The following is a 25,173-nucleotide window of genomic DNA, read 5'->3' as shown; positions in this document are numbered from 1 at the left end:
CCAGTTGGGGTGGTCTAGCCTCACTGCCGCGGCTCGGATCCGGACCCGCCGGTCCCGCTCCCTCCGCTTCGAAAGGCTCAGCAATGCCCGCGCCCTCCTCCTCCCGCCGCTGGTGGGTCCTCGTGATCCTCGCGATGACCCAGCTCGTCGTCGTCCTCGACGGCACGATCGTCACCATCGCCCTCCCCGCCGCGCAGGCCGACCTCGGCCTCACCGACGTCGAGCGCCAGTGGGTCGTCACCGCCTACGCGCTCGCCTTCGGCGCGCTCCTCCTGCTCGGCGGCCGCATCGCCGACTACACCGGCCGCAAGCGCACCTACCTGATCGGCATGGTCGGCTTCGGCGCGGCCTCCGCCTGGGGCGGCGTCGCCTCCTCCGGCACCGAGCTGATCGCCGCCCGCGGTCTGCAGGGCGCCTTCGCCGCACTGCTCGCCCCCGCCGCCCTCGCGCTGCTCACCGTGTCCTTCCCCGGCGGGCGCGAGCGCAACACGGCCTTCGCCGTCTTCGGCGCGGTCGCCGGAGCGGGCGCCGCGGTCGGCCTCGTCCTCGGCGGTCTGCTCACCGAGTTCGCCGACTGGCGCTGGTGCCTCCTGGTCAACGTCCCCGTCGTGCTGGTCGGCGTCGTCGCCGGCGCGCTGCTGGTGACCGAGAGCCGCGCCGAGGGCCGCAACCGCTTCGACATCGCCGGCACGATCACCGTCGCGCTCGGCCTCGCGAGCCTCGTCTACGGCTTCACGCTCGCCGAGCAGGGCTGGCTCCGCGTCGACACTCTCGGCTTCCTGATCGCCGGCGTCCTGCTGCTCGCGGTCTTCGTCCGCATCCAGGCGCGCTCCGACCACCCCCTGCTGCCCCTGCGCATCGTCACCGACCGGATCCGCGGCGGCGCGTTCCTGATCCAGGCGATCGTCGGCAGCGTCATGATCGGCTCGACCCTCTACCTCACCCTGCACCTGCAGCTCGTGCTCGGCCTCGCGCCGCTCGAGGCGGGCCTCGCGAACCTGCCGATGACCGTCACGATCATGATCGTCGCGGGCATCGCCACCAAGCTGCTGCCGACCGTCGGCCCGCGCCTGCTGATGATCGTCGGCCCGCTGATCGCGGCCGCCGGCCTGCTCTCCCTCAGCCGCATCACCGCGGACGGCTCCTACCTCGTGCAGGTGCTGCCCGGCCTGATCCTGCTCGGCGTCGGCATGGCGATGATCTTCGTGCCGGTGCAGAACGTGGCGCTGACCGGGATCGCCGGCCACGACGCCGGTGCCGCCGGCGCGACCGCCAACGCCGCGATGCAGATCGGCGGCTCGATCGGCCTCTCCGTCTTCACCACGATCTACGCCGGAGTCGCGGGGGAGCAGTCCTCGCCGGTCGCCTTCGTCGACGGCTACTCCGCAGTGTTCGTCGCGGCGGCCGTCGGGCTGGTGCTCGCCGCGGTCATCGCGTTCACGATGATCCGGATCAAGAAGGAGCAGTTCCTCGCGCAGGCGCCGCGGGAGGCCGTCGCGCACCTGGGCTGACCCCCCCCGGCCGGCCCGCTCGGCTGATTAGGCTGGAGAGGACATGCGCGCCCTCACCGACCAGCAGATCCGCGACTCCTTCGTGAACGCCTCCCGCAAGGAGGTCGCGGATCTCTCGCTCCCCGCCGGCTTCGACGACCTCGACTGGGAGTCGTTCGACCATCTCGGCTGGCGCGACAGGAAGATCGGTCGCCGCGCCTATGTCGTCGTGCCGCTCGAGGACCGGCTCGTCGGCGTCCTGCTCCGCCAGGCCGACGCGAACCCGCGCTCGCGGGCGCAGTGCTCCTGGTGCCGCGACATCCGCCTGCCCAACGACGTGGTCTTCTTCGGCGCGAAGAAGGCCGGCCCGGCCGGGCGCGCGGGCGACACCCTCGGCACGCTGGTCTGCGCGGACTTCCAGTGCTCGGCGAACGTCCGCACCCGGCCCTCGGTCGCCTACGTCGGCTTCGACGTCGAGGCGGCGAAGGCCGAGCGGATCGCGACGCTGCGCGTGAAGACGACCGGCTTCGTCCGCGAGGTGCTCGGCGAGAGCTGAGCCGCCCCGCCGTCTCAGTGCCGCCGTCTCAGCGCCGCGTCGAGGCGCGGACGTGCATCCGCTCGCCCTGGCGCCCGAACAGGCTGAGGAACTCGACCTGCTGCTCGTCGGCCCGGCCGAACCAGTGCGGCACCCGGGTGTCGAACTCCGCGGCCTCGCCCGCCGGCAGGACGATGTCGTGCTCGCCGAGCCGCAGCCGGAGCCGCCCGCTGAGGACGTAGAGCCACTCGAAGCCCTCGTGCGTGCGCTGCTGCTCCGGCGCGGGGATCGGTCCGGCGGGGATCGTGGTCTTGAAGGCCTGCAGGGCGCCCGCGTCGCGGCTGAGCGGCTGGATCCGCATCCCGTGCCGGGTGAACGGCCGCCCGTGCACGCGCGGGTCCTCGGGCGCGGCGCCGACCAGCTCGTCGAGCGGCGTGCCGAGCGCGCGGGCGATCGGGAGCAGCAGCTCGAGCGTCGCGCGCCGGCCGCCGCTCTCCAGCCGCGAGAGCGTGCTCGCGGAGATGCCGGTCTCGGCGGCGAGCGAGGCGATCGTGCGGTCGCGGCGGAGGCGGAGGCGCCTCAGCCGCGGTCCGACGGCGGCGACGATCTCGTCGTCGGAAGGAGGGTCGTGCTCGGAGTGCTCGGGCATGCCCCGATCCTGGCACCCGGGCCGCGCGGTCGTGCCGGAACGGCACGGATCCTCGACGGACCGCGGCCGCCACCGGATGCTCGGGACATGACCGCTTCAGACCTCCCCGACGTCCTCGTCGCCGGTGCCTCCTTCGCCGGACTCGCCGCCGCCACCGCCCTCGGCCGCAGCCTCCGCGACGTGCTCGTCGTCGACGGCGGGCCGCCCCGCAACGCGCCCTCGCCCGGCGCCCACAACGTGCTCACCCGCGACGGCACCGCGCCCGTCGAGCTCGCCCGCCTCGCCCGGATCGAGGCCGAGGGCTACGGCGCACGCGTCGTCCCGGGGCGGATCGTCAGCGCCTCGGTCGCCGACGGCGGCGTCACGGCCACCCTCGCCGACGGCACCGTGCTGCGCGCCCGCCGCCTGCTTCTCGCCAGCGGCTCCACCGACCGGCTGCCCGAGATCCCCGGGCTCGCCGAGCGCTGGGGCCGCGACGTGCTGCACTGCCCGTACTGCCACGGCTTCGAGGTGCGCGGGCGCCGGATCGCCGTGCTCGGCAGCGGCTTCTCGGGCCACCAGGCGCAGATGTTCCGGCAGCTGAGCGACCGGGTGTCGATCCTCACGAACGGCGTCTTCGCGCCGGGAGCGGAGGAGGCCGAGGGGCTCGCCGCCCGCGGCATCGAGCTGATCGACGGCGCCGTCACCGAGGTCCTCGTCGAGGACGACCGCCTGGTCGGCGTCGTCGTCGACGGCCGCCGGCTCGAGCTCGACGCGCTGGTCGTCGGCCCGCGCGTCGAGGGCAACCTGCCCGACGGCCTCGGCCTCGAGCTCGTCGACCACCCCTCCGGCGCCGCCCGGCACCTCACCGTCGACCCGATGGGCCGCACCACCGCGCCGCGGGTGTTCGCCGCCGGCTCGCTCGTCGAGCCGATGTCGCAGGTGATGGCGGCCGCCGCCGACGGCCTCCGCGTCGCAGCGGCGATCAACCACGACCTGATCGAGGAGGAGATCGCGGAGGCGGTGCGCGCCACGAGGGCCTGACCGCGCTCGGGGTCGTCGGCCGGTGAATACTGGACCGATGACCCCGCCGCGCCCCCTCGAGCAGTCCTCCAAGCTCCGCAACGTCCTCTACGAGATCCGCGGCAAGGCGCTCGTGGAGGCGTCGCGGCTGGAGAGCGAGGGTCACCGCATCCTCAAGCTGAACACCGGCAACCCGGCCGGCTTCGACTTCGAGGCGCCGCACCAGATCGTCCGCGACATGATCGCCGCGATGCCCAGCGCGCACGGCTACAGCGACAGCCGGGGCATCCTCTCGGCCCGCCTCGCGGTGACCTACCGCTACGAGGAGGTCCCCGGCTTCCCACCGGTGGACCCCGAGTGGGTGTTCCTCGGCAACGGGGTGTCCGAGCTGATCACGATGACGCTCCAGGCGCTGCTCGACGACGGCGACGAGGTGCTGATCCCGGCGCCCGACTACCCGCTCTGGACGGCGATGACGAGTCTCGCCGGCGGCACCGCGGTGCACTACCGCTGCGCGGAGGACGACGGCTGGCAGCCCGACCTCGAGGACATCCGCTCGAAGGTCACGACGCGCACCAAGGCCATCGTCGTCATCAACCCGAACAACCCCACCGGCGCCGTCTACACCCGCGAGGTGCTCGAGGGGATCGTGGCGCTCGCCGAGGAGCACTCGCTGCTGCTGCTCGCCGACGAGATCTACGACCGGATCCTCTACGACGACGCCCAGCACATCCCGCTGGCGTCGCTCGCGCCGGACCAGCTCTGCCTCACCTTCAACGGGCTGTCCAAGACCTACCGCGTCGCCGGCTACCGCTCCGGCTGGCTCGCGATCACCGGGCCGCGCGAGCACGCGGCGGGGTTCCTCGAGGGGATCACCCTGCTCGCGTCGACCCGGCTCTGCCCGAACGTGCCGGGGCAGTACGCGGTGCAGGCGGCGCTCTCGGGCGTGCAGTCGATCGAGGCGCTGATCGCGCCGGGCGGGCGGCTGCGGCGCCAGCGCGACGCCGCGTGGAGCGGGCTGCAGGCCATCCCCGGCGTCTCCTGCGAGCTGCCGAGGGGCGCGCTCTACGCGTTCCCGCGGCTCGACCCCGAGGTGCACGAGATCCGCGACGACGGTCGGCTCGTCTACGACCTGCTGCTCGCGGAGCACATCCTGCTGGTGCCCGGCACCGGCTTCAACTGGCCGACGCCCGACCATCTGCGGATCGTGACGCTGCCGGAGGAGCGGGTCATCTCGGAGGCGATCGAGCGGCTGGGGAACTTCCTCTCGTCGTACACGCAGTAGCCGCTCAGACCCGGCGGTACTCCAGCTCCGGCCGTCCCGGCGAGCCGTAGCGCGGGGCGCGCTCGGCGACTCCCGAGTCGGCGAGGTGCTCGAGGTAGCGCCGCGCGGTGACCCGCGAGACGTCGAGCCGGGCCGCGAGCTCGCCCGCGGAGAGGCCGACCGGGCCCAGCAGCGCGGTCACCGCGTCGAGCGTCTCGGCGGAGAGTCCCTTCGCCAGTCCCGGAGCGTTGGACGTCCGCAGCGCCGCGAAGGCTCCGTCGACCTCGTGCTGGCTGGCGACGTCGGCCCCGTGCATCCGCTCGCGGTAGGAGCGGTAGCTGGCGAGCTTCGCCGCGAAGACGCTGAAGACGAACGGCTTGATCAGGTACTGCACGATCCCGGCGGCGACGCTGGCGCGGACCACGGCCGCGTCGCGCACCGCGGTGATCGCGATCACGTCGACGTCCAGGCCCGCCGCGCGGACGGCCCGGCAGAGATCGAGCCCGCCCATGTCGGGCAGGTTCATGTCGAGGAGGATCAGCGCGATCGCGGGGTCGGCGCGCAGGGCGCGGATCGCCTCCGCTCCGCTGCCGGCCACGGCCGCGACCTCGAAGCCGGCGACGCGCCGCACGTAGTCGGCGTGGGCGCTCGCGGTGAGCGGCTCGTCCTCGACGACGAGGACGCGGATCAGCGCGGTCACGACTGCGCCCTCGACGGCGTCCGCAGCGGCAGCTGCACTGTGAACACCGCGCCGACGTGCCGCGACACCTCGATGCTCCCGCCGAGCCGCTGCACCACCTGCTGCACCAGCGCGAGGCCGATGCCGCGGCCGAACGCGTCCGACTCCTTCGTCGAGTAGCCGCGGGCGAAGACGTCGGCCGCCTCGGCGACGCCGGGTCCGCTGTCGGAGACCTGCAGCACCAGCTCGGCGCCCTCGGCACCGGCGTCCTCGGCGAGGCCGAGGTAGACCTCGACCCACGGCTCGCGGTCGGCGGCGGAGGAGGCGGCCGCGTCGAGCGCGTTGTCGATCAGGTTGCCGAGCACGGTCACCAGGTCGCCCGGTTCGAAGCCCTGGGCGCCCGGCTCGAGGTGCGTCTCGAGGTGCAGCTCGACCCCGCGCTCGCGGGCCTGCGCGGCCTTGCCGAGCAGCAGCGCGGCGATCACCGGCTCCTGCACCGAGCCGAGCACCCGGTCGGCGAGCCGCTGGCTGAGGTTCAGCTCGCCGGCCGCGAAGGCGAGCGCCTCCTCCGCCCGGCCGAGCTCGATCAGCGAGGCGATGGTGTGCAGGCGGTTCGAGAACTCGTGGGTCTGCGAGCGCAGCGCGTCCGAGAGGGTGCGCATCGACTCCAGCTCGCCCGACACCCGCTGCAGCTCGGTGCGGTCGCGGAGCGTCGTCACCGTGCCGAGCGGGTGCGCGCCGGGGGAGGCGGCCGGCCGCTCGTTGACCACGAGGATCCGCTCGTGCGCCACGACCAGGCGGTCGGCGACCGGCTCATCGGCCAGCAGCACCGTGCGCAGGGCGTCGGGGAGGTCGAGCTCGTCGACGGGCACCGGGATCGACACGCCCTCCAGCCCGAGCAGCTCGAGCGCGTGGTCGTTGGCGAGCACCAGCCGCCCGCGGTCGTCGACGAGGAGGAGCCCCTCGCGCACCGAGTGCAGCACCGACTCGTAGTAGGCGAAGACCTGGCTCATCTGCTCCGGACCGCGGCCGCCCGTGACCCGGCGGAGGTAGCGGGCGAGCAGCCAGGAGCCGACGCCGCCGAGCGCCACCGCGCCGAGCACGCCGCCGGCCACGACCTGCAGGCGGGGGAGGAAGGAGGCGTCCACCCGGCTCACGGTCACGCCGGCCGAGACCAGCGCGACGACGGTGCCGTCGGCGCTCTCGATCGGCGCGACGGCGCGCACGGAGGGCCCGAGCGTGCCGGTGTAGGTCTCGGTGAAGGTGCGGCCCTCGAGTGCCGGAGCGATGGTGCCGATGAACGGCAGGCCGATCTGGGCGCGGTCGCGATGGGTGTAGCGGGTGCGGTCGGGGTTCATGATCGTGAGGAAGTCGACGCCGGTGTCGGCCATGATCTCCTCCGCGTAGGGCTGGAGCGAGGCCGACGGGTCCGCGCCCTCCGCCGCGTCGAGGACGAACGGGTTGTCGGCGACGGTGCGCGCGACCACCAGGCTCCGCGCGGCCGCGTCGTCGCCGGCGCGCCCGCGGGCGTCGAAGGCGAGGACCAGCACCGCGATCGCGCCGATCACGAGGATGCAGATTAGCTGGGCGGCGAACAGCCGGGCGGCGATGCTGCCGCGGGGGCTCGTTCCGGGCATCCGACCTCCTCGTCCGTGCGCGTTCGTGAACAGTATGAACGCAACCTCCGGCGGGCGGCCTGCGGGGTCGAGCATCGTCGTACCCCCTCCCAGCTCGATGAAGAGACAGGACATGCGCATGGCGAAGACGCCCGGCGGCCCCGACCGGCTCAGCCCCTCCCTCACCCCCGTGAAGACCCGCCGGCGGATCGACCGCAACCACTGGCTCTACATCGCCGTGATCATCGCGGTCGTGGCCGGCGTGATCGTCGGCCTCGTCGCCCCCGCGTTCGCCGCGACCCTCGAGCCCGTCGGCAAGGCGTTCGTCGGACTGATCAAGATGATGATCGCGCCGATCATCTTCTGCACCATCGTGATCGGCATCGGCTCGATCGCCAAGGCCGCGACCGTCGGCAAGGTCGGCGGCCTCGCCCTCGGCTACTTCATCGTGATGTCGACCTTCGCGCTGGCCATCGGCCTGGTCGTCGGCAACATCCTGCACCCGGGCGAGGGCCTCGACATCTCGAGCGCCACCTACGACACCAGCGACCTCAAGGCGGAGTCGACCAGCGACTTCATCCTCGGGATCATCCCGGTCTCGCTGTTCTCCTCGCTCGTGGACGGCAGCATCCTGCAGACCCTCTTCGTCGCCCTCCTGGTCGGCTTCGCGCTGCAGAAGATGGGCGCCAAGGGCCAGCCGATCCTCGGCGCGATCAAGCAGCTGCAGGTGCTGGTCTTCCGCATCCTCTCGATGGTGCTCTGGGTCGCCCCGATCGGCGCGTTCGGCGCGATCGCCGCGGTCGTCGGCAAGACCGGCTGGGGCGCGGTCGTCGCCCTCGCCACCCTCATGATCGGCTTCTACCTCACCTGCGCGATCTTCGTGGTCGTCATCCTCGGCCTGCTGCTGCGCCTGGTCACCGGCGTCAACATCTTCTCGCTGATGAAGTACCTGGCCCGCGAGTACCTGCTCATCGTCGGCACTTCCTCCTCCGAGGCCGCTCTGCCCCGCCTGATCGCCAAGATGGAGCACCTCGGCGTCTCCAAGCCCGTCGTCGGCATCACCGTCCCGACCGGCTACTCGTTCAACCTCGACGGCACCGCGATCTACCTCACGATGGCCTCGCTCTTCATCGCCTCGGCGACCGGCGCCCCGATGTCGATCCCGGAGCAGATCGGGCTGCTGCTCTTCATGATGGTCGCCTCCAAGGGCGCCGCGGGCGTCACCGGCGCCGGCCTCGCCACCCTGGCCGGCGGTCTGCAGTCCTTCCGTCCCGACCTGGTCAACGGCGTCGGCGTCATCGTCGGCATCGACCGCTTCATGTCGGAGGCCCGCGCGGTCACCAACTTCACCGGCAACGCGGTCGCCACTCTGCTCGTCGGCACCTGGACCAAGCAGATCGACATGGTCCAGGTCCGCGAGGTGCTCGGCGGCCGCGCCCCCTTCGACGAGGCCACGCTCGGCGCGGACGAGCACGAGGCCCCGGCCTCCGGCACCTCGATCACCGAGGGCATCGCCTCGATCCAGGACTCGGACGAGGCCGAGCGCACCCGCGCCGAGCTGAGCGCGAAGCGCTAGCCGGAGCCGCATGCGGTCGAGTAGCCCGCGCAGCGGGCTACTCGATCAGCATGCTGTGGCCGTCAGTGCCGACGGACGCCCAGCAGCGGCAGGGTCACCGAGCAGAGCGGGCCGATGAGCAGGGCGAAGGCGAGGGTGCCGAGGCCGACGTCGCCGCCGAGGGCCCAGCCGATCAGGAGCACGGTGAGCTCGACGCCGCCGCGGGCCGCCCAGATCGGGAGGCCGAAGCGCGCGTGCAGTCCGGTCATCAGCCCGTCGCGCGGGCCGGCGCCGAGGCGGGCGCCGATGTAGATCCCGCTCGCGACAGCCAGCAGCACCAGGCCGCCGGCGAACAGCAGCGCCTTCCCCCACCACTCGGCGGGCACGGCGAGCAGCTCGATCCCGACGCCGATCGTGGTGCCGACGACCAGCACGTTCAGCACCGTGCCGAGGCCGGGCCGCTGCCGCAGCGGGATCCACAGCAGCAGGACGAGCAGTCCGATCACGTTGGTGAGCAGTCCGATCCCCAGTCCGGTCTGGCGGGCGACGCCGAGGGCGAAGACGGTCCACGGGTCCACGCCGATCGACGCGCGGATCATCATCGCGTCGGCGAAGCCGTACAGCACGAGCCCGACCAGCAGCCGTGGCACCGGACGGATCCGCCACTGGCTCGCCGGGGGAGCGGGGACGGCGAGGGGCGCGGTGATCGTCATGCCGAGCATCCCATCGCAGGAGTGGCCTTCTCCGCGCGGTCCAATCCGGCTATCTTGGACGCATGGCTGATGTCCACTTCGGCGTTCGCGCCCTGCAGAACCTCCTCGGCGACTGGCGCGAGCAGCGCGGCACCCGGCCCGCGTACCTCGCGCTCGCCGACCGGATCCGCCTGCTCAGCATCGACGGCCGCATCCCGACCGACAGCCGTCTGCCCGCCGAGCGCGAGCTCTCGGCGCGGCTCGGCGTCAGCCGCACGACCGTCGCGGCGGCCTACCGCGAGCTGCGCGAGAGCGGCTACCTGGTCAGCGTCCGCGGCTCCGGCAGCGCGACCCGCCTCCCGGGCGCCGCGGTGCACGCCGTGCCGACCCTCGCCCCCGACTTCGTCGACTTCACCAAGGCGGCGCTGCCCGCGGTGCCCGAGCTCGCCGAGGCCTACGCGCGCGCCGCCCGCCTCGCGCCGGAGTACTTCGAGGACGGCTCGTACGACACCGTCGGCCTGCCGCTGCTGCGCCGCGCGATCGCCGAGCGCTACACCCGGCGCGGCCTCCGCACGGAGCCCGGCCAGATCATGGTGACCATCGGCGCCCAGCACGCGATCGCGCTCGTCGCCCGCACCCTGCTCGCCCGCGGCGACCGCGCCCTGATCGAGGCGCCGACCTACCCGCACGCCTACGAAGCGCTGCGGCTCGCCGGCGCGCGGCTGGTGCCGGTCAACGTCGACGGCGCCGACGGCTGGGACGGCGAGGGCCTGATCGCGGCGATCCGCGGCACCAGTCCGACGCTCGCCTACTTGATGCCCGACTTCCACAACCCGACCGGCCGGTCGATGGCGGTGGACCTGCGCGAGCGGGCGATCGCCGCCGCGGCCCGCCAGGGCACGCTGATCATCGCCGACGAGACGACCGCCGAGCTCGACATCGACCGGCGGATGTCGCCGCTGCCGTTCGCCTCGTACGGACCCGAGGGCACCGTGATCTCGATCGGCTCGGTCGGCAAGACGCTCTGGGGCGGCATCCGGATCGGCTGGATCCGCGCGGAGCGGAGCGTCATCCGGAAGCTGGTCGCCGCGCGCTCGGCCGGCGACCTCGGCAGCCCGATCGTCGAGCAGCTCCTGGTCGCCGACATGCTCGGCCGGATGGACGGCGTGCTGGAGCTGCGCCGCGAGCAGCTGCGCGCCGGCCGCGATCACCTCGAGGCGGCGCTCGCCCGCGCGATCCCGGAGTGGAGCGTGCCGCGGGTCTCCGGCGGGCTCTCCACCTGGGTCGGCCTGGGCCGCCCGGCCAGCTCGCAGCTCGCCCTCGCCGCCCGCACCTCGGGCCTGCTGATCACCGCCGGTCCGCGCTTCGGGATCGACGGCGCCTTCGAGCGCTTCCTGCGCATCCCGATCGGCTACTCGCCGGAGACCACCGACCGAGCCGTGGAGGCGCTCGCCGTCGCCTGGAGCCAGATCGCGCGCCACCCGGCGGCCGACACCGGCTACCTCGCCGACGTCGTCTGATCCTCCAGGTCCTCCCGGAGGGGGACGAATACTCAGCCAGCTGATGGAAGACTCACGGCGTGCATCTCCTCGCGGTCCTCAGCATGAAGAACCGGGCGCTCATCGCGCTCGTCACCGTCGTCATCGCCGTCTTCGGCGGCGTCGCCCTCACCGGGCTGAAGCAGGAGCTCGCGCCGTCGATCTCCTTCCCGCAGCTGGCGGTGATCTCGAGCTACCCGGGTGCCGCTCCGGAGGTGGTCAACGACGACGTCTCGACGCCGATCGAGACCGCGATCCAGGGCGTGCCCGGGCTCGAGGCGACCAGTGCGACGTCGTCGACGAACTCCTCGCTGATCTCGGCCTCCTTCGCCTACGGCACCGACCTGGCGACCGCCGAGCAGAAGATCCTGCAGGCGATCAACCGGATCGCGAGCACGCTGCCCGACGGCGTCGACCCGCAGGTCGTGACCGGCTCGTTCGACGACCTGCCGGTGCTCCAGCTGGCCGTCTCGAGCGACGGCGACGCGAAGGCGCTCGCCGACCGGCTGCGCACGAGCGTCATCCCGGACCTGGAGAAGGTGGAGGGCGTCCGCGAGGTCGCCCTGGTCGGCGAGAGCGCCCAGCGCGTCACGATCACCCCGGACGACGCGGCGCTCGCCGCCGCCGGCCTGTCGACCGCGGACATCCGCACCGCACTGCAGCAGAACGGAGTGCTCGTCGCCGGCGGCGAGATCACCCAGGACGGCAGCACCTTCTCGGTCCAGTCCGGCGTCAAGCTGGACTCGACCGATGCGATCGCGGCGCTGCCGCTGATCCCGTCCGCGAGCGCCGCGGCGCTCGCTCCCACGGCGCCCACCACCGCCCCCACCCTCGGGTCCGTCGCCACCGTCGCCGTCACCGACGCCCCGATCACCTCGATCTCGCGGGTCAACGGCCAGCCCGCGCTGACCCTCTCCATCACGAAGCTCCCCGCGGCGAACACGGTCGAGGTCTCGACCGGTGTCACCGCGCTGCTGCCGGACCTCGAGGCGTCGCTCGGCGAGAACGCGACCTTCACCTCGGTCTTCGACCAGGCCCCCTACATCCAGGACTCGATCGAGTCGCTCGCGCAGGAGGGGGCGCTCGGCCTCGTCTTCGCGGTGCTCGTGATCCTGCTGTTCCTGCTCTCGGTGCGCTCGACGCTCGTCACGGCCATCTCGATCCCGACCTCCGTGCTGATCACCTTCATCGGCCTCCAGACCGCGGGCTACACGCTGAACATCCTCACCCTGGGCGCGCTGACCATCGCGATCGGCCGCGTGGTGGACGACTCCATCGTCGTGATCGAGAACATCAAGCGGCACCTCGACGCGGGGGAGGAGCGCGCGGCGACCATCGCGGTCGCGGTGCGCGAGGTCGCGGGCGCGATCACCGCGTCCACGATCACCACGGTCGCCGTGTTCCTGCCGATCTCGTTCGTCGGCGGCACGACCGGCGAGCTGTTCCGGCCGTTCGCGCTGACGGTGTCGATCGCGCTGCTCGCCTCGCTGATCGTCGCGCTGACGATCGTGCCGGTGCTGGCGTACTGGTTCCTCCGGCCCTCGAAGCGTGCCGGCGTCCGCGAGGCGGCGCAGGCGGCGCTCGCCGAGGAGCGCGGCGCGGCGGGCGAGACGGTCGTGCCGGCTGCCGGAGCCGAGCCCGAGCACGCCCGCCACAGCGCGCGCGCGACTCCCCGCCGAGCCTCCGGCCTGCAGCGGGTCTACGGCCCCGTGATCGCCTGGACCCTGAAGCACTCCGTCGCGACCGTCCTGCTCGCGCTGCTGGTGCTCGTGGGCACCGGCGCGCTCTACCCGCTGATGAAGACGAACTTCCTCGGCGCGAGCGGCCAGAACACCTTCACCGTCACCCAGACCGTGCCCGACGGGCAGAGCCTGGACGCGCAGGACGCGACCGCGCAGCAGGCCAGCACGGCGATCCTCGGGGTCGGCGGAGTCGAGACGGTGCAGCTCTCGATCGGCTCCGCGAGCGGCGGGCTGCAGAGCGCGTTCGGCGGCGGAGGCGGCGGCACCTCGATCCGCTACTCCGTCACCACCGCCGAGTCGGCCGACCAGGAGACCGTGCAGGCCGACGTCCGCACGGCGCTCGGCTCGATCGCCGAGGCGGACGACATCAGTGTGGCCGCGTCGTCGGGCTTCGGCGCCTCCTCGAACATCGAGGTCGACCTCTCGACCGCCTCGCAGAGCGACCTGCAGAGCGCGAACGACGCGCTCCTCGCGGCGCTGCGCGGCACCGACGGGATCAGCCAGGCCGAGAGCAACCTCTCCTCCTCGCTGCCCTACATCGCGGTCCGGGTCGACCGCGCGGCGGCTGCGGACGCCGGCCTCACCGAGGTCGCCGTCGGCACTCTGGTCAGCCAGGCGCTGCAGCCGACGCAGACCGGCAGCGTCGTGATCGACGACCGCACGCTCTCCGTCTACCTCGCCGACGCGCAGCCGCCGGCCACCCTCGCCGAGCTGTCCGCGCTCGAGATCCCGACGCGCACCGGAGCGGTCCCGCTCTCCTCGCTCGCGGTCGTCGAGCAGACCGACGGTCCCGCGAGCATCACCACCGAGCGCGGGCAGCGCACCGCCACGATCACGGTGACGCCGGAGGGCGACGACCTCGCCTCGGCGAACGTCGCGGTGCAGAGCGCGATCGACGACACGGAGCTGCCGGCCGGCGTCTCCGCGGCGCTCGGCGGCGTCACGGCCGACCAGAGCGACGCGTTCTCGCAGCTCGGGATCGCGCTGCTGGTGGCGATCCTGATCGTCTACGTCGTGATGGTCGCGACGTTCCGCTCGCTCCTGCAGCCGCTGCTGCTGCTGGTGTCGGTGCCGTTCGCGGCGACCGGCGCGATCCTGCTGCAGGTGCTCACCGGGGTGCCGCTGGGCGTGCCCTCGCTGATCGGCGTGCTGATGCTGATCGGCATCGTGGTCACCAACGCGATCGTGCTGATCGACCTGGTGAACCAGTACCGCGAGCGGGGGATGCCCGTGCGCGAGGCGCTGCTGCACGGCACCGAGCGGCGGCTCCGGCCGATCCTGATGACGGCGCTCGCGACGATCTTCGCGCTGCTGCCGATGGCGCTCGGCATCACCGGTCACGGCGGGTTCATCTCGCAGCCGCTCGCGATCGTCGTGATCGGCGGCCTGGTGTCCTCGACGGTGCTCACGCTGGTCGTGCTGCCGGTCGTCTACAACCTGGTCGAGGGGTATCGTGAGCGGCGGCGTGCCGCCCGCGCCGGAGAGGCGTCGGCATGAGCGACACAGGATTCAGCACCCCGGCAGTGGAGACCACGGCAGCGGAGGTCGCTGCGGCGGCCTCCGAGACGATCGGCTCGCGCTGGCTGAGCGGCCCCGATCGCGCCGCCGCCGCGATCGCCGAGGTCGGCCCCGAGCGCTTCGTCGCCGCGGACTACCGCCCGGGCACCATCCGGCACATCGTGCTGTTCCGCTTCCGGCCGACGGCGCTCGTCGCCGAGGTGGACGGCGTGATCGCGTCCTTCCTCGCGCTCGGCCGGGAGTGCCGCCGCGACGGCCGCCCCTACATCGTCTCGATCGAGAACGGCCCGCAGCTCAGCACGGAGGGCGCGGGCGAGGGCTTCGACCGCGCGTTCCTGCTGACGTTCGCCTCCGAGGGCGACCTCAACTACTACATCGGCCGCCCCGCGGTCGACGCGCCCGGGCTGTTCGATCCGGCGCACGACGCCTTCAAGGGCCTGGTCGGCCCGCTGCTCGACACGGCCGGGGTGGTCGCCTTCGACTTCCGCCCCGAGCCGTTCGACGCCGGCGCGCTCGCGAGCTGAGGCGCGGGAGCCGGACGCCGTGGCGACCCCCGACTTCATCCTCCGCCTGCGCGAGCGGGTGGGCACCGAGCTCCTCTGGCTCACCGGCGTCACCGCGGTGATCGTCCGCGAGGAGCCGGTCCGCCAGGTCCTCCTGGTCCGCCGCGCCGACACCGGCGCCTGGACCGCCGTCACCGGGGTCATCGACCCCGGCGAGACGGTCGCCGGGACCGCGCGGCGCGAGGCGCTGGAGGAGGCGGGCGTAGAGATCGAGGTCCAGCGGGTCGTCTGGCTGCACACGCTGCCGCCGATGGAGTACCCGAACGGCGACCGCGCGCAGTACCTCGACCACGTCCTCCGCGCCCGCTACCTCTCGGGCGAGGCGCACGTCGCCGACGACGAGTCGAGCGAGGTCGGCTGGTTCGCGCCGGACGCACTCCCGCCGATGAGCGCGGAGCACCGCGAGCGGATCAGCCGCGCGCTGTCCGACGAGACGGCCTGCGCCTTCGATTGAGCGCTAGCGCCTTCTCAGACCTGCTCCGAGACGAGCACGGCGCTCGTCCCCGGCTCGAGCGCGTCGAAAAGGTGCGGCTCGTCGCCCGGGTAGGACAGGCAGTCGCCGGGCGCGAGCTCGACCGGGTCGTCCGCCGGCCCGGCGAGGGCGCGTCCCGCGGACAGGATCAGGTGCTCGACGGTGCCGCGGGCGTGCGGATCGGAGTTCCGGGCCGCTCCGGGCTCGGCGGTGATGCGGTAGACGTCGCGGCGGGCTCCCGGCGGGCAGGCGCTGAGCAGGGTGGCGGCGTAGTCCGCGGTCGCCGAGGCGATGCGCGGCCCCTCCCCGGCGCGGACCAGCTGCACGGAGCGGCGCGGCGGCTCGACCAGGTGCGAGAACGGCACCCCGAGCGCGCCGCCGAGCGCCCAGAGCGTCTCGAGACTCGGGTTGCCCTCGCCGGCCTCGAGCTGCGAGAGCGTCGACTTGGCTACCCCGGCGCGGCGGGCGATCTCGGAGATGCTCAGGCCGAGGCGCCCGCGCTCGCGGCGCAGGGCGGCGGCGACCAGGTCGCGGGGTGAGAGGGCGTCGGTCATCGCACCGAGCGCGCGAAGCAGACACCCGAGTCGTCGCCCACGTGCGCGCCGAAGCCGTCGATCTCGGTGAAGCCGAGCGAGCGGGCGGCGGCGAGGGCCGCCTCCGCCTGGACCGGCACGCGGAAGCGGAGCGTGCGGATGCGCTGCACGCTCGCGTAGGAGAGCGCGGCGGCGACGAGCCGGCGGGCGACTCCGCTCCGCCGCGACTCCGGGGCCACCTCGAGGGCGAGCAGCTCGGCGAAGTCGTCGGGCCCGGGCGTCAGCGCCAGCACGCCGATCGGCTGCTGCGTGGCGCCGTCGCGGGCGACGAGGAGCCGGGCGTGCGGTGGAAGCTCGGCGGTGAGCAGCGGGACGAGCGCCGCCGTCTCGGGCCGCTCGAGCCGGACGACGACCCCGGTGCTCACGACGCGGGCGCCGCGGCCGGCTCGGTCTGCGTGGCGGGCTCGAGCGAGAGCGTCTGCTCGGCCGGCGCGTCGAGCTGCGCGTGCAGGAACTCGACGACGGTGCGGCGGAGGGAGTCGTCGAGCATCGCGATCGAGTGCCGGGTGCCGGGCACGACGACGAAGTCGACGCTCGCGCCCGCCGCGTCGAGCGCCTCGGCGAAGTCCTGCGACTGGCTCAGCGCGACGCGCTCGCCGGCCGAGTGGGCGATGAGGAAGGGCGGCTCGGAGCCGTCGACGTGCGCGATCGGGGACGCCTCGCCGGCGACGGCGCAGTCGTCGAGGTCGGCGCAGTCCAGGTATCCGCGGACCGCGGCGCCGACGCCGACGATCGGGTCGTCGTCGGCGAGGCCCGCTGCGGTGAGATCTGCGGGGCCGCTGAGGTCGACGACCGCGGCGAGACGCGAGGTGCCGGTGCCGTCGGCGGTCAGCGCGTCGTCCGTGCCGAGCAGCGAGACGAGGTTGCCGCCGGCTGAGCCGCCGAACGCGGCGACGCGGGACGGATCGATGCCGAAGCGCGCGGTCTGCGCCGGCGCGAGGATCCAGTCGAGCGCGGCCGAGACGTCCTGGATCTGCGCGGGGAAGACGTCGGCCGGGGCGAGGCGGTAGTTCACCGAGACGGCGACGAAGCCCTCGGAGGCGAGCCACTGGCAGAGCGGGCGCCAGTTGGGGTCGGCCTTGTCGCCGCGGGTCCAGCTGCCGCCGTGCACGACGAGCACCGCGGGGAGGGCGGCTCCGCTGGCCGCGTCGACCGGTGAGCAGACGTCGAGCGCCTGGCCGGTCGCCTCGTCGTAGACGAGTCCGGCGGTGACGGGGACGTCGTCGTAGGCGGTGACGGCGGCGACGCCGGCCGCCTGGGCGATCGGCTGCGAGACCGGGGCGCTCGAGCAGCCGGCGAGGCCTCCCGCGAGCAGGGCCAGGGTCGCCGCGACGAGGGCGATCGATCGCGTGGGTCGGGTGGGCTCGCGCATGGGTGAGGCGAGCATAAGGGAGAAGACGCCGCCCGCCTAGAGCGACCCCGCGATCAGGGGGTGGACAGCGGAACCGGAGGCCGGCCGTCGCTCTCCTGCCGCTCCTCCGCCACCGCGCCGGGCGCCTCCGCCTGCAGCCGCACGAGCACCACTCCGGCCAGGATGAGCGCCCCGCCGCCGAACTGGATCGGCGCCGGCAGCTCGCCGAGCAGGGCCCAGGCGGCGACGATCGAGAACAGCACCTCGGTCAGCCCGACGAAGGACGCGATGCGGGTGCCGAGCCGCGAGCCGCCCTCGATCCCGAGCAGATAGGCGAGCACCGTGGACATGCCGAGGATGACCGCCGCGGGCAGGAACCACGGCACGTCGTTCCCGACGAAGACGACGTCGCCGAAGGTCGCCCGCAGCGGGACGAGCCCGGTGACGCCGAGGACGAGCAGGAGCCCGGCGCCGACCGTCATCGCTCCGGCGGTGAGCGCGATCGGCGGCAGCTCCGGGTCGATCCGGCCGGCGATCACGTAGTAGACGCAGAGGCCGAGCGAGGCGGTCAGCGCCCAGGCGACGCCGACCAGCTCCGGAGTGGACTCGCCCGAGAGGTCGAGCACGAGCACGAGACCGGCCAGCGCCAGCGCAGAGCCGGCGAGGGTGAAGCGACCGGGGTGGCGGCGGGTGCGCGCCCAGGCGAAGAGGACGAGGAACACGGGTGCGAGGTACTCGATCAGGAGCGCGACGCCGACCGACATGTGCTCGATCGCACTGTAGAAGCAGAGCTGCGCGGCGATCACGGCGAAGACCCCGTAGAGGCCGACGGTGCCGAGGTTGCGCCGGAGCACGTGCCAGCGGCCGCGCAGCGACAGCACGGCCGGGATCGCGAGGATCAGCGCCGCGCCGCCGGCCCGCCAGAGCACGGCCGCCGAAGGGCTCCAGCCCGCCTCGAGCAGCGGCTTGACGAAGGGCCCGCCCAGGCCGAACGCAGCGGCAGCGGCGAGGGCCAGGAGCAGGCCGGAGCCGAGCTGCCGCGGTGGCGCAGTGGGAGTCACGTCAGCCTCTTTCAGGAGTCAAAGTCGTTATGCTCGTGACAGTACTGATCGAACGTGTCAGGAGTCAACATGGTCTTCGCTTATGACGTGGAAGCGGCGCTCACCTCGACGGCGGTGCTCGTCAACACCCTCCCCGAGCTGTCGCAGTCCGGCGAGGACGAGATGGCGTCCGTCGAGCAGCTCGACGAGTTCCTGCTCGAGAACCGCTACACCGGCAGCCGCGAGCACAGCACCGCCGAGCTGGAGGCGGTCCGGGCCGTGCGCGCCCCGCTCCGCTCGCTCTGGCGCAGCCGCGCGGAGGAGGACCTGGTCGCCGTCGTCAACGGCATGCTCGAGGACGGCCGCGCCCTGCCGCAGCTGGTGCGGCACGGCATCTTCGGCTGGCACCTGCACGCGACCCGCGACGAGAGCCCGCTCGCGACCCGCATCGTGGTGGAGGCGGCGATGGCCTTCGTCGACGTCATCCGCGGCGACGAGCGCGACCGCATCCGGATCTGCGCGGCGGACGACTGCGAGGCGGTGCTCGTCGACTTCTCGCGCAACCGCTCGAAGCGCTACTGCGACACCGGCAACTGCGGCAACCGAGCGAACGTCGCGGCGTACCGGGCGCGGCGCGCGTCGAGCTGACGCGGCACTCGCGCCGGCGCACTCGAGCGCGCGCACTCTAGCCAGCGCCCGGGCTCGCGTGTAAACTCTCGTGGTCGGCTCTTGACTCCGTGCGTCGCCGCGCGGATGGGTTTGTCAGTCAAGCGGGCCGGATCTCCGACAGTCGTCGCGAGATGAATCACATGTGTGAATCGGCCCCGGTCAGCGTCTCAGAGCAGCGACTCACCCGGGTTCCCGCAGCGCCCTGTCCGTTCGCACCCCACGAGGGTGATCGATCGGCGTGTGCCTGCTCGCGCAAGACCTGAACCCAGGAAGCAGCCATGCCCAAGAACAAGAAGCCCGCCGGCGGACGCCCCGCCAAGAACTTCGAGCCGAACCGCTTCGGCGCCTCGAGCGGCAAGTCCCAGCTCGGCGGACGCCCGCGGTTCGCCGCGCCCAAGTCCGGCTCGCGCAGCGAGGGCCACCGCGGCTACCGCCCCGTCGACGAGAACGCGCCCAAGAAGGCGCGCTGGAACGCCGAGGAGCGCGCCGCCAAGCTGACGGAGCGGGGAGAGTCCCGCAGCAGCGACCGCGGTGCAGACCGTCCGGCCCGCTCCTACGACCGGACCGACCGCCCCGCGCGCAGCTTCGATCGCGACGCGCGTCCCGCGCGCTCGAACGACCGCGACGACCGTCCCGCCCGCTCGTACGACCGCGGCACCGACCGCCCGGCGCGCAGCTTCGACCGCGACGCACGCCCGGCCCGTTCCTACGACCGGTCCGACCGTCCGGCCCGTCCGAACGACCGCGACGACCGTCCGGCCCGTTCCTACGACCGCAGCGACCGTCCCGCGCGCAGCTTCGACCGCACGGATCGCCCGGCGCGCTCCTTCGACCGCACCGATCGCCCCGCCCGCTCCTTCGATCGCGACGACCGCCCGGCCCGCTCGTACGACCGTGACGCCCGTCCGGCCCGCACGAACGACCGCGACGCCCGTCCCGCGCGCAGCTTCGACCGCACCGATCGCCCCGCCCGCTCCTCCGACCGCACCGAGCGCCCGGCGCGCGGCTTCGACCGCGGGACCGAGCGCCCCGCCCGCGGCGGCTACGACCGCGCCGACCGCGGCCCGCGCCGCGACTCCGGCTCGGACTTCTACCCCAAGCGCGACGGCCGCGCCTCGCACCAGGCCGACGACGTCGTGCTCGAGCGCCTCGAGGCGACCGCCACGCTCGCCGTCGACGTCGAGGGCGTCAGCTTCGGCGACCTCGGTCTCGGCGCGAACATCGTCCGCCAGCTGACCCAGATGGGCGCGGCCTCGCCGTTCCCGATCCAGGCGGCGACGATCCCCGAGGTCCTCGCCGGCAAGGACGTCCTCGGCCGCGGCAAGACGGGCTCGGGCAAGACGATCGCGTTCGGCGCCCCCGTCGTGGAGCGCCTGATGGAGAACGACGGAGCGAAGGGCCGCAAGCCCGGCCGTGCGCCGCGCGCCCTCATCCTCGCGCCGACCCGCGAGCTGGCGATGCAGATCGACCGCACCATCCAGCCGATCGCACGCTCCGTCGGCCTGTTCACCGCGACGATCTTCGGCGGCGTGCCGCAGTACAAGCAGGTCGGCGCCCTGCAGCGCGGCGTGGACATCATCATCGCCACCCCGGGCCGCCTCGAGGACCTGATCGAGCAGGGTCGCCTCGACCTCTCGACCATCACCGTGACCGTCCTCGACGAGGCCGACCACATGTGCGACCTCGGCTTCCTCGAGCCGGTGCAGCGGATCCTCCGCCAGACCAAGCGCGGCGGCCAGCGCCTGCTCTTCTCGGCCACCCTCGACAAGGGCGTCGCGACGCTCGTCGACGAGTTCCTCGTCGAGCCGAGCGTGCACGAGGTCGCAGGCGAGGACCAGGCGTCCTCGAGCATCGACCACCGCGTCCTCCTGATCGAGCACCGCGACAAGGGCGCGATCATCGAGGAGCTCGCGGCGCGCGCCGGCAAGACGCTGATCTTCGCCCGCACCCGCGCGTTCGCCGAGCAGCTCGCCGAGCAGCTCGAGCACGCCGACATCCCGGCGACAAGCCTGCACGGCGACCTCAACCAGTCGCGCCGCACCCGGAACCTCGCGCTGCTGACCAGCGGCCGGGTCGACGTCCTCGTCGCGACCGACGTCGCCGCGCGCGGCATCCACGTCGACGACATCGACCTGGTCATCCAGGCCGACGCGCCGGACGAGTACAAGACCTACCTGCACCGCTCCGGCCGCACCGGCCGCGCGGGCAAGAAGGGCACGGTCGTCACGCTGATCACGCGCAACCGCCGCCACCGCATGGAGGAGCTGCTCGAGCGCGCCGAGATCCGCGCCGACATGATCCAGGCCTACCCGGGCGACCGGGTGCTGGCGGAGATCAGCGCCGGCGAGTAGCGCGTCTGCGCGCGAGCGCAGCAACGCCGAAGGGCGGACACCCGGTGGGTGCCCGCCCTTCGGCGTTTCGTGGTGCTTGCTGCTTACGCAGCGGGCATGAGGACCGTGTCGATGAGGTACACGGTCGCGTTGGCGGTCTGGACGCCGCCGCAGATGACCGACGCGTCGTTCACCTTGATGTCGTCGCCGGAGCCGGTGACGGTGACGTCGGTGCCCTGGACGGTGGTGTGGGTGCCGTCGATGTCGTCAGGGGCGATCTGGCCGGGGACGACGTGGTAGGTCAGGACCGACGAGAGCGTCGCAGCGCCCTCGGGGGTGGCCAGCGTGGCGAGCGTCGCGGCGTCGAGCTTGGCGAACGCGTCGTCGACGGGGGCGAAGACGGTGAACTCGCTGCCGTTCAGCGTGTCGACGAGGTTGACGTCGGGGTTGAGCTGACCGGAGACCGCAGCGTTCAGGGTCTTGAGCAGCGGGTTGTTCGACGCGGCGGTGGCCACCGGGTCGAGGGCCATTCCGCCGACCGAGCCGGCGCCGTCCGGGACCTGCTCGGCGTACGCGGCGCAGCCGGAGCCGACGAGGTTGGCGGCCGGGTCCATGGTCGCCATGGGGGTGGCGGACTCGGTCATCATCGGGGTCGACATCTCGGACGCGGTGTCGCTGGCGGCGTCGGTGGTGCCGGCGCCGGACGAGCAGGCGGTGAGGCCGAGGGCGGCGGTGCCGAGCAGGGCGAACGCGGCGAGAGTGGTGCGCTTGGTGGATCGCATGGGGATGCTCCTTCGTGATACGGCCCCCACGGGATGCGGAGGACCTGGCTGTGTGTGGACCGTTTCGCGGCCGTTGAAGAGTCTTCGGAGCCCTCCCCGAGGGGGTTTGGAATCGATCGGAGCAATCGGGTCACGGGTTCATAACGGCGGAGGCAGGGCGATTACCCTGGATGTCGGTCCGCGCGCGCTGCGCGGCACGAGAGACCAGGAGTCGAGCGGATGCAGACGCGAGGGGCACGGACAGCGCGCGGCGTCGTCGCCGCCGTCGCCGCGACCGCGACCGCCGCCGCCTCGCACACCCTCGCCGGTGCCGAGGCCCCCGCCCCGGCGATCCTCGCGCTCGCCACCGCCTTCGCGGCCGTCGTCTGCGTCCTCCTGGCCGGCCGCACGCTCTCGCTCGCGCGCCTCGCGGTGGCCGTGCTGCTCAGCCAGCTGGCGTACCACTCCCTCTTCCTGGTGACCGGCGGCGGTGGCGACGTCAGCGTCGCCGGCACGACCGCGGGCGGCCACTTCCACGGCGGCGGCACGGTCGAGCTGATCGCGGGGACGTCGGGTCACGCCGCGCACACCCCCCTGATGCTCCTCTCCCACCTGATCGCCGCCGTCGTCACGGTCGCGGCCCTCCGCCACGGTGAGCGCGTCTTCTGGACCCTCGGCACCGCCGTGCTGCGCGTCGTCGTGCGCCTGGTCGCGCGGGCGTCCGCTCTGCTGGAGCCGCTCGGCGCCTCGGTGGCCGTCCTCGGCTCCGTGGAGCCGAGCGCCCCCCGAGCCCTCGACGCGGTCCTGCGGGTCCTGCGGCACCGCGGCCCGCCCGCGCGCGCCCTGCCCACCGTCTGACGTCCTCCCGCCCGCTCGCCCGTTCGGCACGCGGAAGCCTCGGCCGGTGAGCCCGCGCGCACCGCGATCCCGCGCTGCGCCCTCACCCTTCTCTGCACCGCCTTCCCGGCAGTGCCGACTCCCGCTAGGACTCCTCACGATCATGACCACCACCCGAACCTCCACCTCCTCCTTCTCCTCCCGCGTCCGCCTCGTCGGCGGCGGTGCGCTCGTCGCCGCGGGCTCCGTCGCCCTCGCGCTGGCCGCGCCGACCGCCGCGAGCGCGCACGTCACCGCCGCGGCGTCGAGCACGGCCGCCGGCTCGTACACCGTCGTCACCTTCTCGCTCGCCCACGGCTGCGAGGGCTCGCCGACGACCGGCCTCAGCATCACGATCCCCGAGGGGATCAACTCGGTCAGCCCGACCGTGAACCCCAACTGGGACGTCGTGAAGAACGAGGTCGAGATCGCCGACCCGGTGACCGACTCGCACGGCAACACCGCGACCGAGCGCGTCTCCGACGTCGTCTACACCGCCAAGACCCCGCTCGCGGACGGCTACCGCGACACCGTCTCGCTGCAGCTGCAGCTCCCCGAGGACGCGGCCGGCTCGACCCTCGAGTTCCCGGTGCTGCAGACCTGCGAGACCGGCTCGACCGCCTGGGACCAGCCGACCGTCGAGGGCGAGGCGGAGCCGGAGCTCCCCGCGCCGACCGTGGCGGTGACCGCCGCGATGGAGGGCTCCGGCCACCACGACGACGACGGCGACGGTGACGACGCGGTCGCGACGACCGCCTCCGCCACCACCGCCACCGGCCAGGGCGACGACGTGCTCGCGCGCGTCCTCGGTGTCGGCGGACTCGTCCTCGGTGCCGTCGGCGTCGCCTTCGGGCTCGCCTCGCGTCGCCGCAGCCCGAAGGCGTCCGCGTGACGGTCGCTCTCCGGAGGGGCGGACGGCTCGTCCTGGCCGCCGCCGCGATCGGGCTGATCGGCTCGGTCGCGGCGGCGGCGCCCGCCAGTGCGCACAACTACCTCGTGTCGACGACGCCCGCCGCCGACTCGACGGTGACCGAGCAGCCCGGCACCCTCGCACTGACGACGAACGACGACCTGCTGGTCCTCGGCAACGACGGAGCCGCCGCGGCGCTGCGCGTCGTCGGGCCGGACGGCCTCTACTACGGCGACGGCTGCGTCAGCGTCGTCGGACCGGAGGCGTCCATGCCGCTCGAGCTGGGCGCGGCCGGCGCCTACGAGGTGACCTGGCAGGTCGTCTCGACCGACGGGCACCCGGTCTCCGGGCAGTACGGCTTCGACTGGCAGCCGGGAGCGGGCGTCGCGCTGGCCGAGGGCTCCGAGTCGATCCCGGACTGCAACGGCACCGTCGCGGTGTCCGACGCCTCGGCGCCGTCCGCCGACGAGGCCGAGGCGGCGACCGGGTCCGACCCGGCGCTGCTCGGCGACGTGCTGTGGATCGGCGGCGCGCTGGTCGCCGTCGTCGCGGCGATCGGGATCACCCTGCTCGTGCTGCGGAGGCGACCGCAGAGCTGACCGCGGGCCGGGCCTCCTGCCCTACCCCCGGGGTCAGCGCAGGAGGCTCGCCAGCGGTCCGCCCTCGAGGTCCGCGAGGATCGCCGCGGCGTCCTCGTAGACCGCGACGGCGCCGGCCTCGCGCAGCTCGTGCTCGCCGGTGCCGCCGGACTGCACCGCGATCGTCGCCAGGCCGGCCCGCTCGGCGGCGAGGACGTCCCAGGTCGCGTCGCCGACCATGATCGCGTGGTCGGTCGTGACGCCGGCCCGCTCGAGGGCGATGCTGATGAGGTCGGGCGACGGCTTCGCGGTGTCGACGTCCTCGCCGCTCGTCACCGCGTGCACGGTGTCGCCGAGGTCGAGGACGTCGAGCAGGATCTCCAGCTCGTTCTGCGGCGCGGAGGTCGCGAGCACGACGCGGACCCCGCGTCCGGCGAGCGCCCGGATCAGCTCGCGCGCCCCGGGCAGCAGCGCGATCCGGGCGGACGCCTCCGCGTAGTTCTTCGCGTGCAGGCCCTTCACCAGGGTCCGCGTCGCGTCGTCGACCTCGTCGTCCAGGAGCAGATCGAGCAGCTCCGACGAGTCCGCGCCGATCGCCCGCTGGATCCGCCAGGTCGCGACGTCGAGGTCCGCCTGCCAGAACGCGCGCGACCAGGCCTCGACGTGCAGGAAGTTCGTGTCGGCGAGGGTGCCGTCGATGTCGAAGAGCGCGGCGGTCGGAGTCGTGGGCATGTGATTCGTCCTCTGCTG

24 protein-coding genes are annotated in these 25,173 nt (G+C 73.4%); 14 read left to right on the top strand and 10 right to left on the bottom strand.

Annotation, left to right across the window (positions count from 1 at the left end; genetic code table 11):
* Window positions 1–83: 83 nt before the first annotated feature.
* Complete coding sequence (locus HRK28_RS06090; RefSeq protein WP_173250710.1) at window positions 84–1,511, top strand: MFS transporter; 1,428 nt, start codon at window positions 84–86, stop codon at window positions 1,509–1,511.
* Window positions 1,512–1,554: 43 nt separating this feature from the next.
* Window positions 1,555–2,046: an FBP domain-containing protein gene (locus HRK28_RS06085; protein WP_160087347.1), complete on the top strand. Its 492-nt coding sequence runs from the start codon at window positions 1,555–1,557 to the stop codon at window positions 2,044–2,046.
* Between the two features lie 28 nt (window positions 2,047–2,074).
* On the opposite strand, the gene HRK28_RS06080 is transcribed toward HRK28_RS06085, so the two are convergent.
* Window positions 2,075–2,674, bottom strand: coding sequence for a helix-turn-helix domain-containing protein (locus HRK28_RS06080; protein WP_160087349.1), 600 nt, complete (start codon window positions 2,672–2,674; stop codon window positions 2,075–2,077).
* Between the two features lie 87 nt (window positions 2,675–2,761).
* On the opposite strand from HRK28_RS06080, the gene HRK28_RS06075 reads away from it, so the two are divergent.
* On the top strand, window positions 2,762–3,697 hold the full coding sequence (locus HRK28_RS06075; protein WP_173250709.1) for an NAD(P)/FAD-dependent oxidoreductase: 936 nt from the start codon (window positions 2,762–2,764) through the stop codon (window positions 3,695–3,697).
* A gap of 37 nt (window positions 3,698–3,734) precedes the next feature.
* On the top strand, window positions 3,735–4,961 hold the full coding sequence (locus HRK28_RS06070) for a pyridoxal phosphate-dependent aminotransferase (protein WP_173250708.1): 1,227 nt from the start codon (window positions 3,735–3,737) through the stop codon (window positions 4,959–4,961).
* 4 nt (window positions 4,962–4,965) lie between these two features.
* Here HRK28_RS06070 and HRK28_RS06065 read toward each other — a convergent pair whose 3' ends face one another.
* Both HRK28_RS06065 and HRK28_RS06060 read right to left on the bottom strand, forming a co-directional pair.
* Window positions 4,966–5,631, bottom strand: coding sequence for a response regulator (locus HRK28_RS06065; RefSeq protein WP_160091219.1), 666 nt, complete (start codon window positions 5,629–5,631; stop codon window positions 4,966–4,968).
* Between the two features lie 5 nt (window positions 5,632–5,636).
* Window positions 5,637–7,256 (bottom strand): sensor histidine kinase, encoded by a 1,620-nt coding sequence (locus HRK28_RS06060; protein ID WP_173250707.1) that lies wholly within the window; start codon window positions 7,254–7,256, stop codon window positions 5,637–5,639.
* 118 nt (window positions 7,257–7,374) lie between these two features.
* On the opposite strand from HRK28_RS06060, the gene HRK28_RS06055 reads away from it, so the two are divergent.
* Window positions 7,375–8,811: a cation:dicarboxylase symporter family transporter gene (locus tag HRK28_RS06055; protein ID WP_173250706.1), complete on the top strand. Its 1,437-nt coding sequence runs from the start codon at window positions 7,375–7,377 to the stop codon at window positions 8,809–8,811.
* 62 nt (window positions 8,812–8,873) lie between these two features.
* Here the strand turns inward: HRK28_RS06055 and HRK28_RS06050 are convergent, their stop codons facing one another.
* Entirely contained in the window at window positions 8,874–9,503 is a 630-nt protein-coding gene (locus HRK28_RS06050; protein ID WP_217274405.1) for a YitT family protein, read from the bottom strand.
* A 62-nt stretch (window positions 9,504–9,565) separates the two neighbouring features.
* Here HRK28_RS06050 and HRK28_RS06045 point away from each other — a divergent pair, with 62 nt between their 5' ends.
* The 4 genes from HRK28_RS06045 to HRK28_RS06030 are packed head-to-tail and all read left to right on the top strand — an operon-like array spanning window position 9,566 to window position 15,297.
* The gene (locus HRK28_RS06045; RefSeq protein ID WP_160087359.1) at window positions 9,566–11,002 is read left to right on the top strand and encodes a PLP-dependent aminotransferase family protein; all 1,437 of its coding nucleotides are present in this window, start codon (window positions 9,566–9,568) and stop codon (window positions 11,000–11,002) included.
* 59 nt (window positions 11,003–11,061) lie between these two features.
* Window positions 11,062–14,259: an efflux RND transporter permease subunit gene (locus tag HRK28_RS06040; RefSeq protein WP_173250705.1), complete on the top strand. Its 3,198-nt coding sequence runs from the start codon at window positions 11,062–11,064 to the stop codon at window positions 14,257–14,259.
* Entirely contained in the window at window positions 14,256–14,804 is a 549-nt protein-coding gene (locus HRK28_RS06035; protein WP_173250704.1) for a Dabb family protein, read from the top strand. Before HRK28_RS06040 ends, HRK28_RS06035 begins: the two co-directional genes overlap by 4 nt.
* A 19-nt stretch (window positions 14,805–14,823) precedes the next feature.
* Window positions 14,824–15,297 (top strand): NUDIX domain-containing protein, encoded by a 474-nt coding sequence (locus tag HRK28_RS06030; protein ID WP_173250703.1) that lies wholly within the window; start codon window positions 14,824–14,826, stop codon window positions 15,295–15,297.
* Window positions 15,298–15,311: 14 nt separating this feature from the next.
* On the opposite strand, the gene HRK28_RS06025 is transcribed toward HRK28_RS06030, so the two are convergent.
* The 4 genes from HRK28_RS06025 to HRK28_RS06010 are packed head-to-tail and all read right to left on the bottom strand — an operon-like array spanning window position 15,312 to window position 18,320.
* Window positions 15,312–15,869 carry a helix-turn-helix domain-containing protein gene (locus HRK28_RS06025; RefSeq protein WP_173250702.1) on the bottom strand — a complete coding sequence of 186 codons (558 nt, stop codon included), beginning with the start codon at window positions 15,867–15,869 and terminating at the stop codon, window positions 15,312–15,314.
* The gene (locus tag HRK28_RS06020; protein ID WP_173250701.1) at window positions 15,866–16,273 is read right to left on the bottom strand and encodes a GNAT family N-acetyltransferase; all 408 of its coding nucleotides are present in this window, start codon (window positions 16,271–16,273) and stop codon (window positions 15,866–15,868) included. The genes HRK28_RS06025 and HRK28_RS06020 overlap by 4 nt, the downstream gene beginning before the upstream one ends.
* On the bottom strand, window positions 16,270–17,280 hold the full coding sequence (locus HRK28_RS06015; RefSeq protein ID WP_173250700.1) for an alpha/beta hydrolase: 1,011 nt from the start codon (window positions 17,278–17,280) through the stop codon (window positions 16,270–16,272). The genes HRK28_RS06020 and HRK28_RS06015 overlap by 4 nt, the downstream gene beginning before the upstream one ends.
* A 53-nt stretch (window positions 17,281–17,333) precedes the next feature.
* A complete protein-coding gene (locus HRK28_RS06010; RefSeq protein ID WP_160087373.1) occupies window positions 17,334–18,320 on the bottom strand; it encodes a DMT family transporter in 987 nt (328 codons plus the stop codon).
* A gap of 69 nt (window positions 18,321–18,389) precedes the next feature.
* Here HRK28_RS06010 and HRK28_RS06005 point away from each other — a divergent pair, with 69 nt between their 5' ends.
* Window positions 18,390–18,947 carry a CGNR zinc finger domain-containing protein gene (locus HRK28_RS06005; RefSeq protein WP_160087375.1) on the top strand — a complete coding sequence of 186 codons (558 nt, stop codon included), beginning with the start codon at window positions 18,390–18,392 and terminating at the stop codon, window positions 18,945–18,947.
* A gap of 299 nt (window positions 18,948–19,246) precedes the next feature.
* The gene (locus tag HRK28_RS06000; RefSeq protein WP_173250699.1) at window positions 19,247–21,319 is read left to right on the top strand and encodes a DEAD/DEAH box helicase; all 2,073 of its coding nucleotides are present in this window, start codon (window positions 19,247–19,249) and stop codon (window positions 21,317–21,319) included.
* An 83-nt stretch (window positions 21,320–21,402) separates the two neighbouring features.
* Here the strand turns inward: HRK28_RS06000 and HRK28_RS05995 are convergent, their stop codons facing one another.
* Entirely contained in the window at window positions 21,403–22,080 is a 678-nt protein-coding gene (locus HRK28_RS05995) for a fasciclin domain-containing protein (RefSeq protein ID WP_173250698.1), read from the bottom strand.
* 219 nt (window positions 22,081–22,299) lie between these two features.
* Between HRK28_RS05995 and HRK28_RS05990 the strand changes: the two genes are divergently transcribed.
* The 3 genes from HRK28_RS05990 to HRK28_RS05980 all read left to right on the top strand — a co-directional run bounded on the left by HRK28_RS05990 (window position 22,300) and on the right by HRK28_RS05980 (window position 24,444).
* Window positions 22,300–22,917, top strand: a complete 618-nt coding sequence (locus tag HRK28_RS05990; protein WP_173250697.1) for a hypothetical protein — start codon at window positions 22,300–22,302, stop codon at window positions 22,915–22,917.
* A 142-nt stretch (window positions 22,918–23,059) separates the two neighbouring features.
* Window positions 23,060–23,827, top strand: a complete 768-nt coding sequence (locus HRK28_RS05985; RefSeq protein WP_173250696.1) for a YcnI family protein — start codon at window positions 23,060–23,062, stop codon at window positions 23,825–23,827.
* Complete coding sequence (locus HRK28_RS05980) at window positions 23,824–24,444, top strand: copper resistance CopC family protein (protein WP_160087385.1); 621 nt, start codon at window positions 23,824–23,826, stop codon at window positions 24,442–24,444. Before HRK28_RS05985 ends, HRK28_RS05980 begins: the two co-directional genes overlap by 4 nt.
* A gap of 33 nt (window positions 24,445–24,477) precedes the next feature.
* On the opposite strand, the gene HRK28_RS05975 is transcribed toward HRK28_RS05980, so the two are convergent.
* A complete protein-coding gene (locus HRK28_RS05975; RefSeq protein WP_173250695.1) occupies window positions 24,478–25,155 on the bottom strand; it encodes an HAD family hydrolase in 678 nt (225 codons plus the stop codon).
* Window positions 25,156–25,173 lie beyond the last annotated feature (18 nt).

This window comes from Rathayibacter sp. VKM Ac-2835 (assembly GCF_013266705.1).
GTDB lineage: Bacteria > Actinomycetota > Actinomycetes > Actinomycetales > Microbacteriaceae > Rathayibacter.
The sequence above is the reverse complement of the archived record's forward strand: the minus strand, read 5'-3'. Positions and strand labels throughout refer to the sequence as shown.

Coding starts and splice junctions, on each gene's coding strand:
- HRK28_RS06090 (WP_173250710.1), top strand. CDS start 84: ATGCCCGCGCCCTCCTCCTCCCGCCGCTGGTGGGTCCTCGTGATCCTC.
- HRK28_RS06085 (WP_160087347.1), top strand. CDS start 1,555: ATGCGCGCCCTCACCGACCAGCAGATCCGCGACTCCTTCGTGAACGCC.
- HRK28_RS06080 (WP_160087349.1), bottom strand. CDS start 2,674: ATGCCCGAGCACTCCGAGCACGACCCTCCTTCCGACGACGAGATCGTC.
- HRK28_RS06075 (WP_173250709.1), top strand. CDS start 2,762: ATGACCGCTTCAGACCTCCCCGACGTCCTCGTCGCCGGTGCCTCCTTC.
- HRK28_RS06070 (WP_173250708.1), top strand. CDS start 3,735: ATGACCCCGCCGCGCCCCCTCGAGCAGTCCTCCAAGCTCCGCAACGTC.
- HRK28_RS06060 (WP_173250707.1), bottom strand. CDS start 7,256: ATGCCCGGAACGAGCCCCCGCGGCAGCATCGCCGCCCGGCTGTTCGCC.
- HRK28_RS06055 (WP_173250706.1), top strand. CDS start 7,375: ATGGCGAAGACGCCCGGCGGCCCCGACCGGCTCAGCCCCTCCCTCACC.
- HRK28_RS06050 (WP_217274405.1), bottom strand. CDS start 9,503: ATGACGATCACCGCGCCCCTCGCCGTCCCCGCTCCCCCGGCGAGCCAG.
- HRK28_RS06045 (WP_160087359.1), top strand. CDS start 9,566: ATGGCTGATGTCCACTTCGGCGTTCGCGCCCTGCAGAACCTCCTCGGC.
- HRK28_RS06035 (WP_173250704.1), top strand. CDS start 14,256: ATGAGCGACACAGGATTCAGCACCCCGGCAGTGGAGACCACGGCAGCG.
- HRK28_RS06025 (WP_173250702.1), bottom strand. CDS start 15,869: ATGACCGACGCCCTCTCACCCCGCGACCTGGTCGCCGCCGCCCTGCGC.
- HRK28_RS06015 (WP_173250700.1), bottom strand. CDS start 17,280: ATGCGCGAGCCCACCCGACCCACGCGATCGATCGCCCTCGTCGCGGCG.
- HRK28_RS06005 (WP_160087375.1), top strand. CDS start 18,390: ATGGTCTTCGCTTATGACGTGGAAGCGGCGCTCACCTCGACGGCGGTG.
- HRK28_RS06000 (WP_173250699.1), top strand. CDS start 19,247: ATGCCCAAGAACAAGAAGCCCGCCGGCGGACGCCCCGCCAAGAACTTC.
- HRK28_RS05995 (WP_173250698.1), bottom strand. CDS start 22,080: ATGCGATCCACCAAGCGCACCACTCTCGCCGCGTTCGCCCTGCTCGGC.
- HRK28_RS05990 (WP_173250697.1), top strand. CDS start 22,300: ATGCAGACGCGAGGGGCACGGACAGCGCGCGGCGTCGTCGCCGCCGTC.
- HRK28_RS05985 (WP_173250696.1), top strand. CDS start 23,060: ATGACCACCACCCGAACCTCCACCTCCTCCTTCTCCTCCCGCGTCCGC.
- HRK28_RS05975 (WP_173250695.1), bottom strand. CDS start 25,155: ATGCCCACGACTCCGACCGCCGCGCTCTTCGACATCGACGGCACCCTC.